16 protein-coding genes are annotated in these 17547 nt (G+C 59.7%); 7 read left to right on the plus strand and 9 right to left on the minus strand.

Annotated elements, in window-relative coordinates; all coding sequences use genetic code 11:
• Positions 1 to 6: 6 nt before the first annotated feature.
• Positions 7 to 696: a Crp/Fnr family transcriptional regulator gene (locus tag DW937_RS05650; RefSeq protein WP_005943776.1), complete on the plus strand. Its 690-nt coding sequence runs from the start codon at positions 7 to 9 to the stop codon at positions 694 to 696.
• 49 nt (positions 697 to 745) lie between these two features.
• Here DW937_RS05650 and DW937_RS05655 read toward each other — a convergent pair whose 3' ends face one another.
• Genes DW937_RS05655 through DW937_RS05665 form a run of 3 tightly spaced genes read right to left on the minus strand, consistent with a single transcriptional unit; the run spans position 746 to position 3496 of the window.
• A complete protein-coding gene (locus DW937_RS05655) occupies positions 746 to 1222 on the minus strand; it encodes a hypothetical protein (RefSeq protein ID WP_120120382.1) in 477 nt (158 codons plus the stop codon).
• Between the two features lie 25 nt (positions 1223 to 1247).
• Positions 1248 to 2210, minus strand: coding sequence for a GTP-binding protein (locus tag DW937_RS05660; RefSeq protein ID WP_097774543.1), 963 nt, complete (start codon positions 2208 to 2210; stop codon positions 1248 to 1250).
• A 29-nt stretch (positions 2211 to 2239) separates the two neighbouring features.
• Complete coding sequence (locus DW937_RS05665; protein ID WP_120120383.1) at positions 2240 to 3496, minus strand: CobW family GTP-binding protein; 1257 nt, start codon at positions 3494 to 3496, stop codon at positions 2240 to 2242.
• A gap of 453 nt (positions 3497 to 3949) precedes the next feature.
• On the opposite strand from DW937_RS05665, the gene DW937_RS05670 reads away from it, so the two are divergent.
• Entirely contained in the window at positions 3950 to 5749 is a 1800-nt protein-coding gene (locus DW937_RS05670) for an aminopeptidase P family protein (protein WP_120120384.1), read from the plus strand.
• A gap of 75 nt (positions 5750 to 5824) precedes the next feature.
• Here DW937_RS05670 and DW937_RS05675 read toward each other — a convergent pair whose 3' ends face one another.
• Positions 5825 to 6730: a glycosyltransferase family 2 protein gene (locus DW937_RS05675; RefSeq protein ID WP_120120385.1), complete on the minus strand. Its 906-nt coding sequence runs from the start codon at positions 6728 to 6730 to the stop codon at positions 5825 to 5827.
• A gap of 14 nt (positions 6731 to 6744) precedes the next feature.
• Entirely contained in the window at positions 6745 to 7617 is an 873-nt protein-coding gene (locus tag DW937_RS05680) for a glycosyltransferase (RefSeq protein WP_097774548.1), read from the minus strand.
• Positions 7618 to 7725: 108 nt separating this feature from the next.
• Here DW937_RS05680 and DW937_RS05685 point away from each other — a divergent pair, with 108 nt between their 5' ends.
• A complete protein-coding gene (locus tag DW937_RS05685) occupies positions 7726 to 8448 on the plus strand; it encodes a LytTR family transcriptional regulator DNA-binding domain-containing protein (protein WP_118527571.1) in 723 nt (240 codons plus the stop codon).
• Between the two features lie 54 nt (positions 8449 to 8502).
• On the opposite strand, the gene DW937_RS05690 is transcribed toward DW937_RS05685, so the two are convergent.
• Positions 8503 to 9489 carry a glycosyltransferase gene (locus tag DW937_RS05690; RefSeq protein ID WP_097776892.1) on the minus strand — a complete coding sequence of 329 codons (987 nt, stop codon included), beginning with the start codon at positions 9487 to 9489 and terminating at the stop codon, positions 8503 to 8505.
• Positions 9490 to 9677: 188 nt separating this feature from the next.
• Positions 9678 to 10328, minus strand: a complete 651-nt coding sequence (locus DW937_RS05695; protein ID WP_120120386.1) for an HAD family phosphatase — start codon at positions 10326 to 10328, stop codon at positions 9678 to 9680.
• Positions 10329 to 10474: 146 nt separating this feature from the next.
• On the opposite strand from DW937_RS05695, the gene DW937_RS05700 reads away from it, so the two are divergent.
• Both DW937_RS05700 and DW937_RS05705 read left to right on the plus strand, forming a co-directional pair.
• Positions 10475 to 11665 (plus strand): patatin-like phospholipase family protein, encoded by a 1191-nt coding sequence (locus tag DW937_RS05700; RefSeq protein WP_120120387.1) that lies wholly within the window; start codon positions 10475 to 10477, stop codon positions 11663 to 11665.
• Entirely contained in the window at positions 11652 to 13253 is a 1602-nt protein-coding gene (locus DW937_RS05705; protein ID WP_120120388.1) for a putative PEP-binding protein, read from the plus strand. The genes DW937_RS05700 and DW937_RS05705 overlap by 14 nt, the downstream gene beginning before the upstream one ends.
• 49 nt (positions 13254 to 13302) lie before the next feature.
• Here DW937_RS05705 and DW937_RS05710 read toward each other — a convergent pair whose 3' ends face one another.
• On the minus strand, positions 13303 to 14046 hold the full coding sequence (locus DW937_RS05710; RefSeq protein ID WP_120120389.1) for an RsmE family RNA methyltransferase: 744 nt from the start codon (positions 14044 to 14046) through the stop codon (positions 13303 to 13305).
• Positions 14047 to 14055: 9 nt separating this feature from the next.
• Positions 14056 to 14970 (minus strand): 50S ribosomal protein L11 methyltransferase, encoded by a 915-nt coding sequence (gene prmA, locus DW937_RS05715; RefSeq protein WP_120120390.1) that lies wholly within the window; start codon positions 14968 to 14970, stop codon positions 14056 to 14058.
• 318 nt (positions 14971 to 15288) lie between these two features.
• On the opposite strand from prmA, the gene DW937_RS05720 reads away from it, so the two are divergent.
• Both DW937_RS05720 and DW937_RS05725 read left to right on the plus strand, forming a co-directional pair.
• Positions 15289 to 16755, plus strand: a complete 1467-nt coding sequence (locus tag DW937_RS05720) for a PTS transporter subunit EIIC (protein WP_120120391.1) — start codon at positions 15289 to 15291, stop codon at positions 16753 to 16755.
• Positions 16756 to 16919: 164 nt separating this feature from the next.
• Positions 16920 to 17519: a GNAT family N-acetyltransferase gene (locus tag DW937_RS05725; protein ID WP_120120392.1), complete on the plus strand. Its 600-nt coding sequence runs from the start codon at positions 16920 to 16922 to the stop codon at positions 17517 to 17519.
• The last annotated feature ends 28 nt before the right edge of the window (positions 17520 to 17547 follow it).

A 17547-nucleotide genomic window follows, 5' to 3' on the forward strand; every position in this document is an offset into this window, starting at 1 on the left:
AAAGCAATGTCGGAAACAACAAAGGAACACCGCGATTGTCTGGCCAAAGGTTTTCCCTTCTGGAACGACCTGACACCCGACGAACAGGACATGCTCTGCCGCTATACCCGTCCGGTGCACTACGCAAAGGGGGCAAGGGTGCACAGCCCGCTGGAAAGTTGTGTGGGCATCCTGCTGCTGCGCTCGGGCCAGCTGCGGGCCTACCTGCTCTCGGAGGACGGGCGGGACGTGACGCTCTACCGCCTGTTCGGCGGGGAGGTGTGCATCCTGTCGGCATCCTGCGTGATGGACTCGGTGAACATCGACCTGTATATTGATGCCGAAGAGGACACCGAGGCCTACTGCATCAGCGCGGGCGTTTTCCGCAGGCTGATGCAGCAGAACGTGCATGTGCGCTGCTACGCCTACCAGATGACGGCGGAGCGCTTTTCCGACAGCATGTGGACCATGCAGCAGGTGCTGTTCATGAGCGCAGACCGCAGGCTTGCCATTTTTCTTACCGATGAGCTGGCCAAGACCGGCGGTGATGAGGTACGCATGACCCACGACCAGATGGCAAAATACATGGGGTCTGCCCGCGAGGTGGTGAGCCGGATGCTGAAATACTTTGCGCAGGAGGGCTGGGTGCGGCTGTTCCGGGGCGGCGTGCAGGTGCTGGACAGGAAAAAGCTGCAGCAGCTGGCAAGAGGAGAATAACAAAAAAGGGGCGATGTGAACATCACATCGTCCCTTTTTGGGTCATAGGTTATCCTTTGCAGCCCTGTTCTTCCCAGTCGCCAAAGTCACTGGCTTCGGCGATCTTGGTGGGATCGAATTTTCCGCTCTCGTCTTTGGGAGCAACAGCGGGGCCTGCTTCCACAGGGTTCGGGTTGGGAGCTTCCGGGTCGAACACCGGCTTCTCACCGCCCTCTGCGGGTGCTGCCGGGGCAGCGGCTTCTTCGGCGGGCTGGGCAGCAGCTGCCGCTTCTTCGGCAGGAGCTTCCGGCGCAGCTTCTTCTGCAGCCTTTTCGTTGGCAGCATCGGAGGCTTTGGTTTCCGCTTCGGCGTAGGCTTCGGCAGTCTTGGCGGCTTCCTCAGCGTTCTGCTCGGCGTCCTCCGGGAATTCTACCTCCTCCACATGGAGCGGGTCTTTCTGGTTCAGGATCTTGTCCAGTGCCACAATGGCAGCACCGGTAACGGCTACCGCAGCGGCCGTGCCAAGGATACGAAACAGTGTTTTCATGCCAGGACCTCCTTGAAAGATCAGATCAAGAGAATGTTACCACATCGTTCAGCGGCTTTTCGGCAGGCTCCACCGAAATGGCGGTGAGCACCGGGCCTTTGCCGCGGTAGATGTTGTGGAACTTGTAGCCTACCTTTGCGGTCACCCGCACCCATGCGCGCTGCTCCAGCGCCTTGTAGCCATCGTAGCTGCAGGGAAAGCCCACGAACTGGATGTCCTGCACGCAGCAGGTCATGGCGAAACGGCCCGGCACGAAGCTGTTCTTGCCGGCACGGTTGGTCTGACACACCTGTGCAAGGAATTTGACCGTTTTTCCGGTATACTTCTGGGGCTCGTCCTGACAGTCCATGTACCAGATGCCGAAATCGTCATCCGGAATGTCGATGATGTCCGCGTTGATGTCAAAGGGCAGCGGATCAGGGATATCGTCGTAGGCCACGCTGCCGTCGGCAAACTCGTAGGCGATATCGCATTTGCGGGAAGCCTGACGCACTAGCTTGTGCAGCTCCTGACGGGCGGCATCGTTGTTCACGGCCTCAGCGCGGTTGAACACGATCAGCTCACTGCGGGCGATCTTGTCCAGCAGCAGGCTGCGCATGGAGTTGTCGCGGGCGTAGGTCAGGGCGGTGGTGCCGTCGGCGGTGGCGATGCACTGGTACACGATCCAGCTCTCGGGCAGAGCTTCGGCCAGATCCTGCAGAAGCCACATGCCGTTGTACTCAATGACCACGCGGCCTGCACCGGATTCCTTTTCCAGCTTGAGCAGATTCTGCGGGTTCAGCTCGGCCTTGTCCTCCAGCACCTTGACGGTCACACCGGGAAAGGCGAACTTCTTCTCGTTGTACTCCTCTTCGCCCTCCTCGCAGATCAGCAGCAAGGTCTTGTCGCCGGAGTCGAAGTTGGGGTCTTCAAAGGTCTCCTGAATGAATTTGGTCTTGCCGCTTTCCAGAAAGCCCACAAACAGGTAGACCGGAATTTCTTTTGCCATAGGAATGGTTTCTCCTTTTTACTTTAAGCTCAGCAGCCGAACAGCTCTGCAATGGCCTTTTCGTTCAGCTTGGAGCCGATCACGACCAGCTTGCCGCCCACATCTGCACCGCGGGCACGCACTTCCCATTCGCCGGGCACATAGTCGAACTCCAGCCAGCCGTCTGCACCGCCGTTCACGATGCCCTTGCTGCGCAGGATCATGCCGTAATTGCCGGTATCCAGCTCGGTGAGGGCGTGCTCCACTTCTGCCTTGGTGAACTTGCGGGCCGTCTCAACGCCCCAGCTGGTGAATACCTCGTCGGCATCGTGGTCATGATGATGGTGGTGATGGCCGCAGCAGCAGTGGCCGTCATGGTCGTGATGATGCTCGTGCTCGTCGTCATCATCGTCATCATCGTGGTCGTGATGGTGGCCGCAGCAGCAATGGTCGTGGTCGTCATGATCGTGGTGATGATGGTGCTCATGCTCATGCTCATGCTCATCGTGGTCATCATCTTCATCGTGATCGTGGTGATGTTCGTGCTCGTCCTCGTCGTCATCATCATCGTGATCGTGATGATGGCCGCAGCTGCACACACCGTTCTCGTGATCGTGGTGATGATGGTGGTGATGCTCTTCATCCTCGTCCTCGTGGGCGTGCTCCTCATTGGCCTTTGCAGCCATGGCGATCAGCTCTGCCTTGAAGTCGTCCTTGGTGGACATGGCCTTCAGGATCTGCTCACCGGTCAGCTCGTCCCATGCGGTGGTCACGATGGTAGCGGTGGGGTTCTTCTCGCGCAGCATGGCGACCGCAGCGGCGATCTTCTCTTCGCTGGCGGTCTGGGTGCGGCTGAGCAGGATGCAGCTTGCGTGGCTGATCTGGTCGTCGTAGAACTCGCCGAAGTTCTTCATATACATCTTCACCTTGTTCACATCGGCTACGGTGACAAAGCTGTTCAGCTGCACATCCAGATGCTCGGCCACGCCTTCCACAGCGCGGGTCACATCGGAGAGCTTGCCCACGCCGGAGGGCTCGATCACGATGCGGTCAGGATGGTACTGCTCCACCACCTGCTGCAGGGCGGTGCGGAAGTCGCCCACCAGAGAGCAGCAGATGCAGCCGGCGTTCAGCTCGTTGATCTGGATGCCGCTTTCCTTCAGAAAGCCGCCGTCAATGCCGATCTCGCCGAACTCGTTCTCGATCAGCACCACCTGCTGGCCGGCAAAGGCCTCTTTGATGAGCTTTTTGATCAGGGTAGTTTTACCGGCACCAAGGAAGCCGGAGAAAATATCGATTTTGGTCATGATTCAATTGCCTCTTTCTTCGAATAGCACACAGAGCCGCAGAGTGCTGGCTCAAAAAACTTACACTCCTATTATAACAAGGCTGTCAATGGGAAAACCGCCTTTTTCAAGAAAAAATTGTAACATTTTTTGCAAGAAAGTTGCGTTTTCAAGAAAAAAGAAGAAAACAACTCCTTCCGTCACGGCTGTTGCCGTGCCAGTGCTCCCCTTTTTGTCACTTGCGTGACATCTTCCCCCAACTGGGGGAAGTCCTTCTCAGAGAGGGAGCCTTTGGCAGTACGGAAAAGCTTCCGGTTTCGCCAGTGGCCCCATCTCCGAGGGGGCTGGCATCGCGCAGCGATGACTGGGGGAGTTCCCCCTGCATTGCAATCTTTTTCCCGGAATGATACAATAAGGCCAAACAGAAATGCACCGCTGCCGGGCTTTCCGGTGAGAGAAAAGGAAGCAAATCATATGAGCATGAATACCGTACCCGAGCGCCTTGCCGCGCTGCGTGCCGCCATGGCCGCAAACGGCGTGGCTGTTTATCTGATCCCGGTGGGGGATCCCCACGCCAGCGAATACCTGCCCTGCCATTACACCAGCCTGACCTGGTTCTCCGGGTTCCACGGCGAGAATTCCAACTTCGTGGTCACCCGCACCGAGAGCGCCCTGTGGGCCGACGGCCGTTATTTTGTGCAGGCCGAGAAGGAAATTGCGGGTACTGAGATCAAGCTGCAGCGCATGGGGGAACCCGGCGTGCCCACCGTGGAGGAATACTGCGCAAATGCCCTGAATGAGGGCGAAGCACTGGGCCTGTGTGGCCTGACCGCCAGCACGGCCCTTGTGAACGACCTGAAAAAGGCACTGGAAAAGAAGGGCGTTTCCATCAAGACCCTGAACCTTGAGGACGAGCTGTGGACAGAGGGCCGCCCTGCCCTGCCGGATACCCCAGCGTGGATCCTGCCGAAGGAATATGCGGGCTTCTCCCCGGCGGAAAAGCTGGATCAGCTGCGCAGCAAGCTCAAGGAGCTGGGCTGCACCGCTCAGTTTGTGGGCAAGCTGGATCATCTGGCATGGCTTTTGAACCTGCGCGCCATGGACATTGAGTGCACTCCCTATGCCATGGCCTACTGCTATGTGACCCCAAGCCGCGCGGTACTCTTCATCAACACGGCCCGCGTCACCCCGGAGGCAAAGGCAGAGCTGGAAGCCAACGGCATCACGCTGGCGGAGTACGACGATGTTCTGAAGTTCCTCGCTGCTGAGACGGAACCCCAGACCGTGCTGGCCGAGACGGCCACGGTGAACTACGCCGTGTATCAGGTGCTGGAGCAGAACCCTGCCCTCACCGTGAAGGACGGCACCGACCCGCTGCTGATGATGAAGGGCGTGAAGAACGAAACAGAGCTTGCCCACACAAAGCAGGCCCATATCCGGGACGCTGTGGCCATGGTGCGGTTCCAGATCGAGCTGGAAAGCCGCCTTGCTGCCGGTGAGACCCTGACCGAGCTGACGGTGGATGAAATTCTGCACAAGTACCGCAGCAACACCGATAAATTCATCGTGGAAAGCTTTGGCACCATTGCGGCCTACGGCGGCAACGCAGCCATGATGCACTACCACGCCACCCCGGAAGATCACGCTGTGCTGGAAAAGAAGGGCTTTCTGCTGGTGGACAGCGGTGCCACCTACATGGACGGCACCACCGACATCACCCGCACCTACCCGCTTGGCCCGCTGACCGAGGACGAAAAGCGCTTCTACACATGGACTCTGCAGAGCCACATCGACCTTGCCAAGGCCGTCTGGCTGGATTACTGCGAGTGTAAGATGATCGACACCATTGCCCGGGAACCGCTGTGGCGGAACCTTATCAACTACCGCTGCGGCACCGGCCACAGCGTCAGCTTTGTGGGCAATGTGCACGAGGGCCCCCATGCCCTGAACAGCCGCAACACCACCCGGATGCGCCCCGGCATGGTGGTCACCGATGAGCCGGGCGTTTACGAGACCGACCTCGTGGGCATCCGCATCGAGAACGAGCTGGTGTGCATCCACAAGGCAGATAACCAGTACGGTACCTTCCTTGGTTTTGAACCGCTGATGTTCGTGCCCATTGCCACCTCTCCCATCCTGCCCGGTGTGCTGGATAAGGACGAGATCGCATGGCTGAACGATTACCACCGTCAGGTGTTTGCAAAGCTGGCACCGCACCTGAACGACGAAGAGCGCAGCTGGCTGGCGGAGAAGTGTGCCGCCATCGGCTGCTGAGAAAGCGCAAAAAACACCCGGAGCCGTGCAGGAGCCAGAGCGGCTCTCGGCGGCAGCCGGGTGCTTTTTATAGGGTCACAGCTTGCAGCAGTGCGTCTGTGGGGTGTCCAGCGGCGGAAGAGTGAACTCGTTTTCGCCAAAGGGCGAACGCAGGATGGCGGCCCGGGTCTCCGGGTAGATGCCCAGTTCGGTATAGATGCTCTTGTACAGGCCCATCACCCGCCGCCGCAGCCGAAGGATATCGGCGGTGGTCACTCTGGAGTGGGAGACGCTCTGGCCGTTCTGCAGGTAGTAATAGCCGATGTCCGGGATGGAAACGGCAGTGTGCACGAAACGCAGATATTCGGTGTTGAACAGCTGATCCTCCGCAAACAATTCTTTGCGGAAATGGAGGCTGTACTTCCGCAGGAGGTCACGGCGGTAGAGCTTGTTGCAGGGACTGCCATAGTAGAAGGTGTTCGGCTTCTGGATCAGATGCTTTGCGTACTCCTGTCCGGTGTACACCCCGGCAGGCAGATAGCCATAGGCCCGGGTGCGGGGCGGATTGCGCTGGAGCACATGCTGCAGCGCCTTTTCCCATGGGCGGATGTGCTCCACATAGTTTTCCGGGTACACCATCCAGAAGGGCGCGATCACAAGATCGGCGGTGTGGGCCTCGGCGGCGGAGACCAGCTTTTCCGTAAAATCGGGGGCCAGCCAGTCGTCGCTGTCCACAAACTGGATGTATTTGCCGTGGGCCAGCGCAATGCCCTGATTGCGGGTATCCGCTGCGCCGGTGTTGGTTTTATCCACCAGTGCAATGCGGTGGTCGCTGGCGGCAAGGGCGCGGCAGACGGCAAGGGTGTCGTCGGTGGAGCCATCGTTCAGCAGCAGGATCTCAATGCTTTTATAAGTCTGGGCGCAGATGCTTTTGACACAGCGGGCAATGCACCCGGCAGTGTTGTACATGGGCACGATGATGCTTACAAGGGGAAATTCCATAGGTTCTCCTTTTCTCAGATGCGGCTGTGGGTGCGGGCAAATGCGTCGGAAAGTTTCTGCACCGGGCCGTTGGGCAGAGGGCTTTCAAACAGGCTCAGATAGATGCCGTGCAGCCGCAGGCGGAATTTATCGTACACGCCCAGCTGGATGCACAGTTCCTTGTAGGTGTGGTACATCCGGCTGCGGTGGCGCAGCATGTCCGCCGCGCTCACCTGCGTATGGCATACGCTCTGCGGGTTCTGGATGTAGCAGTAGGCGGCTTCGTCGATGGCGGCAAACCGCTGTGCCACCTGCAGATACCGGGTGTTGAACAGCTGGTCCTCGGCGTATACCACATGCTCGAACCGGATGTGCGCCATCTGGATGAGATCCCGGCGGTAGAGCTTGTTCCAGAGCACGCCGTAGTAAAAGGCAGCGGCATTGCCGGTGAGCTGCCACAGGTAATCCACCTTGTTGTACACCCCGGCGGGCAGCAGGCTGTACTCCCGGGTGTCATAGCCGCCATCCTTGCGGGGCACCATCATCCGATAGGGAGCCAGCACAAGGTCGGCATGGCTGCGCTGCATAGCAGCCACCAGGTTTGCGGTGCAGCCCGGCAGCAGGTGATCGTCGCTGTCCGCAAACTGGATGTATTCGCCGTGGGCAAGGGCAAGGCCGCAGCTGCGGGTGTCTGCTGCGCCGGTGTTGGGCTTGTCCACCACACGGATGCGGCTGTCGGCGGCAGCAAGCTTCCGGCAGACAGCAAGGGTGTCGTCGGTGGAGCCGTCGTTCAGCAGAAGGATCTCAAGCTCCGGGTAGCTCTGGGATGTGATGCTCTCCACACAGCGGGAGATGAAGCCCGCCGCGTTATAGGCGGGCACAATAACGCTGACAAGCGGCTGCGGCATGGCGGGTCCCTCCGTTTTTTCTTTTTTCGATGCAGCAAAGTTTTATTTATCATACTCCAGCCCTGCGCAAAAATCAAGGCGGGCGGCTGGCGGAAAGGAGAATGTGAGATGGTATTTCACATTGCGGTATGCAGCCCGGACGCGGCCTTGCGCAGCGGGCTGGAACGCCAGTGCATGGAATATTTTGCCCGGCGGCAGGATGCGTGCATCGTGCAGCAGCTGCCGGATGCAGATGCGCTGCTGCGCCGGGACACCGAGGGAGAACGGTTTGACCTGTATCTCATCGAGCTGGGCGCTGTAGCGGCCCCGGCAGGGCTTTCGGCGGCTGCGGAGCTGCGCCGCCGGGGCCGCAGGGCTCCGCTGGCCTTTGCGGCCCGCACACCGGCCCACGCCTACAGCGCTTTCCGGGTGGATGCCATGCAGTATCTGCTTCTGCCGGTACACCAGCAGGAGCTTTCGGCCCTGCTTGCCCGCGCCACCGAGCCGGAGTACGGCCCGGCAATGACCGTTGCCACCGCCGAAGGCATGCGGGCGCTGGCCTATGCACAGATCGAATATCTGGAGTGCACCCACCATGTGGTGCACTTCCATCTGCTCAGCGGCGAGGATGTGGTGTCCCTTTCGCTGCGGGTGTCCTTTGCCGAGGTAGCAAAGCCGCTGCTGGAAGACGGGCGTTTTTTGCAGCCGCACCGCTCCTATGTGGTCAATCTGGCGGCGGCACAGCTGCTGACGGCGGGCGAGCTGCAGATGTGCAGCGGTGCGCGCATCCCCATCCCGCGCGGACGGGAGGGTGCAGTGCGCGAAGCCTTCCGCAGCTGGATCGACCGGTAAAATGGTAAACAAAAAAAGAGCCGCTTTCACGGCTCTTTTTTTCGTGCCCGGAGATCAGGCATCGGGTTCGGTTTTGTGTTTCTTTTCCTTGTCGGAAGCATCCAGAACACCAAAGCCCCAGCGGTTGGCCATGTCCATGATGATCTTCTGGGGAGAACCGGAGGGATAGGCGTTCTCGGAGAACGCGGTCAGGAATTTATACAGCTGCGGCTGCACCTGATCGTACAGGCCCAGCTTTGTGTACAGCTCCTTGTAATAGCGGAACACCTGCAGTTTGTTCTGCACGATGGAAGCCAGATTGATCTGGGTGTGGCAGATGCTCTGGGGGTTCTGCACATAGTGGTAGCCCGCTTTGGAAATGGATACGAAAACATTGGCGTACAAAATGTATTCCAGATTGAAAACCAGATCTTCGGCCCAGCGCACCTCGCTGGTGAACTGCAGATGATGGTCTGCCAGAATATCCCGGCGGTAGAGCTTGTTCCACAGCACGCTGTAGAAGAAGGATGCGGGCTTCTCCATCAGGCGCAGGGCAAAGGTATCGCGGTCATAGATGCCCTCGGGCAGAAAGCCGTATTCACGGATATCATCAGGCTTTTTCTCGGCATCGATGCCAAGGTTCTCCTGCAGGTTTTCCAGTGCCTGCGTGGCCTTGGAAGAGTTGGCGGGAATCACCATCCAGTAAGGTGCAATGACCAGATCGGCGTTGTTCGCTTCGGCAGCAGTCACCAGCCGCTCGGTAAAATCAGGGTCGAGATAATCGTCGCTGTCCACAAACTGCACATACTTGCCCTTTGCAAGGGACATGCCGCAGTTGCGGGTCTCCGACACACCGGAATTGGATTTGTCCACCAGAACGATGCGGGGGTCCTTTTCACGGAATTGCTCACAGATGGAAAAGCTTTCGTCCCGGGACCCGTCGTTGACCAGAATGACCTCGATATCCTTCCATGTCTGGGCACAAATGCTCTCCAGACAGCGGGCAACACTATTCTGCACGTTGTACACAGGCACGATAATGCTGACGAGTGGGTTGTTCATGACGGAAGGTCTCCTCTTTACGGATATTATACCTTTATATTGAAAATCACAGAGTGTATTCTCACAAATAAGGACACTTCCCCCTTGGGGCAGTCCTATTTATAATATCATACTCTTCTTGCGCACAAAATGCAAGAGCAAAGAAGGATCAGATAAAGAAAAGAACCGCACGCTGCGGCCCTTTTTTATTACACACGTGTCCAGTCCAGCACATCCCACCGGGGCACGAACTGGCTGCAGATGCGGCGCATCTCCGGCTCGTCAGCGGCAGAGGTGCGGTCTGCGATGCCAATGACGTAATACCCGGCCTTGTGGGCGGTGGCGGCGGCGTATACGGCATCCTCGCACACGGCGCAGGCGGCGGGGTCTGCACCGCCCAGACGGCTCATGCACTCAAAGAACACCTCCGGGTGGCTTTTGTGCAGCACGCCCTGCGCTTCCACGATGAAGGAGAAATACTGCGCGATGCCCAGCCGGGTAAGCACGGTGCGGCACTGTTCGGCCCAGGTGTTGGAGCAGATGCACATGCGTGCGCCCTCGGCCTGCAGCTTTGCCAGCATCGTGCGCACGCCGGGCTTCAGCTCCACGGTCTCGTACAATTCGGCGATCACCTCGCGCATCACGGAAAAATAGCTTTCCTCGGTCAGCGGCAGGCCGTACTCCCGGATAAGATACTGTGCGCCCTCCTGCATTCCCATGTTCAGCAGTGTGGCGCGCAGATCCCCCCGCGGGGTGCGGCCATAGCGGCGCAGCAGTGCGTCGGGGGCACCCTCCCACACCACGGTCATGCTGTCGGTCAGGGTGCCGTCCATATCAAAGATCCATTGCTTGCAGTGCATGAGAATGCCTCCTTTTGAAATCCTGACAAGTATACCATGTTTCTTTGCCGGGAGAAAGGCATCAATTTACAAAAAACGGAAGAAATTTCTCTGGAAATATGCTATAATCTGAACAAAACCGGAAACGATCAAAGGAGGCGGATGCAATGGATGAACGCAGTGCTCCGTGCAAAGCTCTGGTGCTGGCGGGCGGCGGAGCCAGGGGCAGCTATCAGGTGGGTGTGTGGCGCGCGCTGATGGAGCTGGACTGGCACCCGCAGATCATTACCGGCACCAGCGTTGGCAGCCTGAACGGTGCCATGTTCGTGCTGGACCAGTACGAGACGGCCCGCGATATGTGGCTGGCCATCCGCAGCAAGGATGTGATGGAGCTGCCGGAGGAGGATGCCGACCTTTCGGTCCTGCACCAGTTCCTGCGCAGCGTGGTGAAAGCCGGCGGCATGGATGTGACCCCGCTGGAAGAGATCGTGGAGCGGGTGCTGGACGAGGATGCCCTGCGCGCGGCTCCCATCCGCTTTGGCCTTGTCACGGTGGAGCAGCGGGGCTTAAAGCCCCGGGAGCTGACGCTGGACGAGATCCCGGCAGGAAAGGTCAAGGACTACCTGATGGCCTCCGCTGCCTGCTTCCCGGCGCTGCGTGCGCGGGAGATCGACGGGGTCAAGTTTCTGGATGGCGGCTACAGCGACAACATGCCCACCGGCCTTGCCAAACGCATGGGCGCGGATGAACTGGTGTGCGTCGATCTGGAAGGCGTGGGCATCACCCGCCCCAACCTCACCGGCCTGCCCACCGTGATGGTGCGCAGCTACTGGGAGCTGGGCGATATCCTGCACTTTGACCCCGACACCGCCCGCCGCAACATCGAGCTGGGCTACTATGATACCCGCCGCGCTATGGGATATCTGCGGGGGTGTGCCTATGCTGTCTCCTGTGATGCCCAGAGCTGCGCGGACGCTGCTGCGTTCCACGCAAAATTTGAGCGGGTGCAAAAGGCCGTGCGGGAGAAATACCCGGTCACCCTGACGGCGGATGCGGCCCTGCTGCTGGCCAAGATGAAGGATGCCGACCTTGCCCCGCTGGAAGCCGCCGCGGAAGATGCCGGTGTGGACCCGGCCCATTACTACACCACCCATACTTTGTGCGATGCATTCCTTGCAAAGTGCGATCAGGCACGGATGCAAAGCTTTGCACCGCTGTTTGAGGGCAGTGCCGATGCGGCGCGGGCCGCACTGGCCGCGCTGCTGCCCAATACCTTTTTGCAGGCGCTGGTCTGGCGCACCCTGACCACGCCGGAAGCCGAGCTTTTGCCGGAGGTGACCGAACATGAAAGTGTATAAAGGTTCCTGCGCTTCTCCCGGCCTTGTGCTGGGGCAGGTGAGCCGTCTGGAGCACCATGTGGAGACCACGACCGTGGGCCCCTTTAAACCGTCCCGGGAGCTGCAGCTGCTCACCGATGCCATCCGCACGGCGCAGGACGAGCTGGAATCCATGGCAGACCGTGCCGCACCCAGCGAGCAGGCCATCTTCCAGTTCCAGAGCATGATGCTGGACGACGAGGGCATGATGAACGAGGTGCGCTTCTGCATCAATGCAGGCATTGGCGCGGCAGCGGCCATGAATCAGGTGGGCCAGCGCTACGCCGACCAGCTGGCCAACATGAAGGACAACCCTTACATGCAGCTGCGCAGTGTGGATATCCTCGACGCAAGCCGCCGGGTCATCAACATCATCACCAACCGCCCCCGCATGTGGCTGGCGCTGGATCACCCGGTGATCCTTGCCGCAGAGCGGCTGATGCCCACCGACCTGTTCAGCGTGCCCTCCGGCATGATTTTAGGCATCATCACGGCAGAGGGCAGCGGCCAGAGCCACGCGGCCATCATTGCCCGGGCAATGAATATCCCGGGCATCGTGCAGGTGGGCCGGGATTTTCTGGACGACTGCGACGGCCGCACCGTGATTCTGGATGCCACCGGGGGCCAGTGCACGCTGGACCCGGACGCTGCCGCCCGCCAGCAGGCCGAGACCCGCATCTGCGAGCTGCAGCGGGAGAACGAAGAGATGGGGCAGCTGCATGCTCTGCCCAGCAGGACAAAGGACGGCAAGCCCTTTGAGCTGCTGGCCAACTGCTTTGGGCCGGAGGACATCGACACGGCCATGCAGTCCGGCGCACAGGGCGTGGGCCTACTGCGCACCGGCTACATGATGCTGCCGGGCCGCATCCTCGATGAGCAGGAACAGTATTTCTTCTACTGCTCCTGTCTTGCTGCCGCCAAGGGCTGCCCGGTAACGGTGCGCACCTTCGACTTTGGCTCAGACCGTACCATTTCCGACGCCTATCAGGGCCTGCAGTCTTCCAAGCTTGGCCTGCGGGGCATCCGCAACAGTCTGCGCCAGCCCCACCAGTTCGAGACGCAGCTCTGTGCGCTGCTGCGCGCCGCCGCCCGCGGCCCGCTGCGGGTGATGTTCCCCATGGTGACGAATGTGGAGGACTGGGACGCAGCCATGCGTGTGGTGGAGCGCTGCCGCGAGCACCTGCGGGAGCGCGGCGTGGCGTTCAACGAAGATACAAAGTTCGGCGTGATGCTCAGCGTACCCGCTGCCTGCCTGACCGCTGAGGAATTTGTAGAGCACGGGGTCGATTTTCTTGTGGTCGGCACCAACGACCTGACCCAGTATACCCACGCCGCCGACCGGGAGCTTGCCAGCGCGGAGCACTACTACCGCCCGGCCAGCAAGGCCATGAAAAAGCTTATCACTATGGTGCTGGATGCCGCAAAGGTGCGCAATGTGCCGGTGACCATCTGCGGCCTTGCCGTAGGCAACCCGGCCAACACGGTGCAGTATTTGCAGCTGGGCCTGCGCAGCTTCTCGGTCAGCCCGCAGAACCTGCTCAACGTTAAAAAGGCTCTGCTGGAAAGCTGATAGAAAAACAAAGGGGACTGCATCGCAGTCCCCTTTGTTTTTGTAAATGTTATTCCAGATTCCCCGTCAGGGTCATCACGGCGGAAAGCACCGCCAGCGGGGCGGTCTCGCACCGCAGGATGCGGGGGCCAAGGCCCACCGTTCTGGCTCCGGCCTTTGCGGCCATCTCGGCTTCCTCGGCGGCAAAGCCGCCCTCGGCACCAGTCACGATGGCGATTTTCAGCTTCTGGCCGTCGGCAGGTGCTGCAGCCGCCAGCAGGTCCCGCAGGGGAGCACCGCCGCACTCGTAGCAAAACAGCACAAGGTCATACTGGTCAAAGGTGCGGCACACGGCCCCGAAGTTCGGCAGCGGCAGGGCCACATCCGGCAGAATGCCCCGGCCGCACTGCTTGGCGGCTTCCACCGCAATGCGGTTGTAGCGCTCGTTCTTCTGCTCCTCTTTTTTGGGGGCCGCCACGCAATACCGGCTGAAGAAGGGCACGATGTGGGCTGCGCCCAGCTCCACGCCGTGCTTGATGATCTGCTCCAGCTTGTCCTGCTTGGGGTAGCCGGCCAGCAGAGTGACCTCCACGCTGGGTTCGGCGGCGCTGGGATAGCCCGGCTCCACCCGGAACTCCACACACTCATCGCCAAAGCCGGTGATGGTGGCGGTGTATTCCACGGCATTGCCGTCGCATAGAATGACAGTATCGCCCAGCCTTGCGCGCATCACGCGGGCAAGATGGTGGGCATCGGCCCCGCGCAGGGTGGCGGTGCCGTCAGAGATCTCGGTGGTAAAATAACGGTGCGGCATAAAATCTCCTTACGCTTTCTTGCAGACGATGCACTCCCAGCCGCGCTTCTCCTTGACTTCCACAACGGCAAGGCCGGCTTTTTCCAGCCCGGCGATCACTTCGTCCTTGCGGCTGTCGATGATACCGCTGGCAATAAAGGTGGCACCCTCCGCCATCAGGCCCGGCACGGCAGGAGCCAGAGACAGGATGGCGTTGGCCACGATGTTGGCGGTGATGATATCGTATTTGCCGCTGGCCTTATCGGAAAGGTCGCCCACCAGCACGGTCAGCTTGTCCTGCACGCCGTTCAACGCGGCGTTCTCGCCTGCGGTGCGTACGGCCACAGGGTCGATGTCCACGCCCTCGGCCACAGCAGCGCCCAGCTTCAGCGCCGCAATGGCAAGGATGCCGCTGCCGGTGCCGATGTCCAGCACCCGCTCGCCGCCGGTCACCCGCTCGTCCAGCGCTTCCATGCACAGGCTGGTGGTCTCGTGGCCGCCGGTGCCGAAGGCAAGGCCCGGGTCAAGGATCAGCTTCACCCGGTCAGTGTCGTACTGCTGCCACGAGGGCACCACCGCCAGCCGTTTGCCGATCTCCATAGGGTGGTAATACTTGCGCCAGCCGTTCTGCCAGTCCTCCTGCTCCACGCCCTCGGTCTCCACGGTGTAGGCGATGTTTGCAGCTTCCATGCGGGCAGCAATGAGGGCCAGCGTCTCCACGGGGGAAGCGCCCGGCTCCAGATACATATGGATGATAACGGTATCGCGGGGCTTGTCCAGCAGCTCCTGCTCGATCAGATCCACATGGGCGATCTCGGCCACCTGCTGCTCGATGTCGCTGTAGTCTTCGATATAGATGCCGCCCTCGGCGATCATGGTGGCAACGGCTTCGGCGTTGTCAGCGTCGGCCTTGGCCACGGTCAGGCGGATATCAGTCCATTCCATAAAATAAACCTCCTTCGGGTTCCCGCTTTTCTTATAATAGTATAGTACCCGATTCGGCTGTGGGATGCAAGCCTTTGGGCAAAATGTACGTAAAAAGAAAAGAATTTTCAACACAAAGACGACTCTTGTGCGGAAAAACTAAAAATTATCGACTGAAAAACTGCCAAATGAGGACTTTTGATGCATTTTGATAGAAAAAAGACGAAAGGGACTTTCTTTTTTTGCGGAAATATGTTACTATTCTATTACGGAATTATGGACGGCCTGCAACCAGAGGCGTCTGTAAACACAAACATTTCTTAAGGAGGAATGTGCTTTATGATGAAGTATCTCCAGAAACTGGGCAAAGCTTTGATGCTTCCCGTCGCGGTCCTGCCGATCTGCGGCATCCTGATGGGTCTTGGTTATGCCCTTGCTCCGGGCGTTATGGGCGTTCCCGGTGCAGCAACTTCCGGCGCAGCATATACCGTTGGCTTCCTGCTGGTCAAGGCAGGCGGCGCTCTGATCGATAACATGGCATGGCTGTTTGCCATTGGTGCCGCTGTCGGCCTTGCAGACAACGACGGCACCGCAGGTCTGGCCGGTCTGGTCAGCTTCCTGATGATGCAGCAGCTGCTGAACCCCGGTGTGGTCGGCATGGTCCGTCACCTGGAAGAAGGCACTGCTACCTACATCGCCTTCCAGAAGGTCGCCGGCAACTCCTTCATCGGCATTCTGGCCGCTGTTGTGGGCGCTGCCTGCTACAACAAGTTCAAGGATATCCAGCTGCCTGACTGGCTGGCATTCTTCTCCGGCAAGCGCTTCGTTGCAATCGCTACCGGTCTGATCTCCATTCTGGTGTCCGTTGTTCTGCTGTTCGTCTGGCCCGTCATCTTCGACGCTCTGGTCGCAATCGGCAACGGCATCGCTGGCATGGGCGGCATCGGCGCCGGCATCTACGCCTTCCTGAACCGTCTGCTCATCCCCACCGGCCTGCACCACGCTCTGAACAACGTGTTCTGGTTCGATACCATCGGTCTGGGCGACCTGAGCCACTTCTGGGCTGGCGAGACCTCTGCTGATGTGGGCTGGAGCCTTGGCATGTATATGTCCGGCTTCTTCCCCTGCATGATGTTCGGTATTGCCGGTGCTGCTCTGGCTATGGTCAAGACCGCTAAGAACAAGAAGGCCGCCATCGGTCTGGTTCTGTCTGCTGCCATCTGCGCATTCGTCTGCGGCGTTACCGAGCCCTTCGAGTTCGGCTTCATGTTCCTGTGCTTCCCGCTGTACGTTGTGTACGCTGCTCTGTACGGCATCTTCACCATCATCACCTACTACTCCGGTTTCCGTGCCGGCTTCTGCTTCTCCGCAGGCGCTACCGACCTGGTGTTCTCCGCTTCCCTGCCCGCAGCTGCCAAGACCTGGATGATCATTCCTCTGGGCATCGCAGCCTTCGTGGTGTTCTACGCAGTGTTCTACTTTGCCATCACCAAGTTCGACCTGAAGACCCCCGGCCGTGAGGACGAGGACGAAGAGGCCGAGAAGAAGGTCGTTCTGGCAAACAACAACTATACCGAAGTCGCTTCCGCTGTTCTGGCTGCTGTCGGCGGCAAGGAGAACGTGAAGGAAGTTGGTTACTGCGCAACCCGTCTGCGCTTTGAGGTCAAGGATAACGCCAAGGTGGACGAGAAGGCTGTCAAGGCCGCTGGTGCTGCCGGTGTCATCCGCCCCAGCAAGAACGCTTGCCAGGTGATCATCGGCACCAAGGTCCAGTTCGTGTACGACGAGCTGAAGAAGATGCTGTAACGCACACAGCATTCTGAACGGAGTTTGTGCGGGAGACTGGTTGCTCCTGCATTCCCATAAAAGCCGCCGGGAGAAGGGCAGAGCCTGCCGCTCCCGGCGGCTTTTTGCGTTCCCGCGCGGAGTGTGCTATACTGGTTCAAAAGGCAGATACGGGAGGAAAAACCATGAGCAAAGTGTACAGCTGGCGGAAACTGAACGAAAAAGAACTGACGCAGGTCTATCTGGACGAAATGCGGCGGGACTTTCCGCCCACGGAGCTAAAGCCCCTGAGCATGATCCTGAACAGCGAAGCGGACGGCACAGCCCACACATGGGGCGTGTTCGACGGCGAAACATTGGCGGCGTACCTGCTCATGGTGCGCCCGGCAGGCAGCAGGGTGAGCCAGCTGGATTACTTTGCCGTGCTGCCGGAATACCGTGCTGCAGGGCTGGGCGCGCAGCTGCTGGCCGACCTGCCGCAGCACGAGCGCGGTGCGCAGGCCATCCTTATTGAGGCCGAATGCCCGGATAAGGCGGAGGACGAAGCTATGGCTGTGCGGCGGCTGGGCTTTTATGCCCGGTGCGGCGCGCGGGACACCGGCTTCACCGAGCACCTGTTTGATGCATGGTTCCGCATTCTGGTGCTGGACTGCCCGGGTGCCGGTACCTTTGCGGACCGGCAGGCCGTGGATGCCCTGGTGGACTGCTACCGCCGCACCATCAGCGAGACCGAGTGGCAGAAGTACGTGCAGTTCTACTGCCCGGACGGAACAAAATACTGCTGAGCAGAAGGCGCTCTGTGCAAATTATGTG

The sequence above is a fragment of the Faecalibacterium sp. AM43-5AT genome (assembly GCF_003603345.1).
Classification (GTDB): Bacteria; Bacillota; Clostridia; order Oscillospirales; family Ruminococcaceae; genus Faecalibacterium; species Faecalibacterium taiwanense.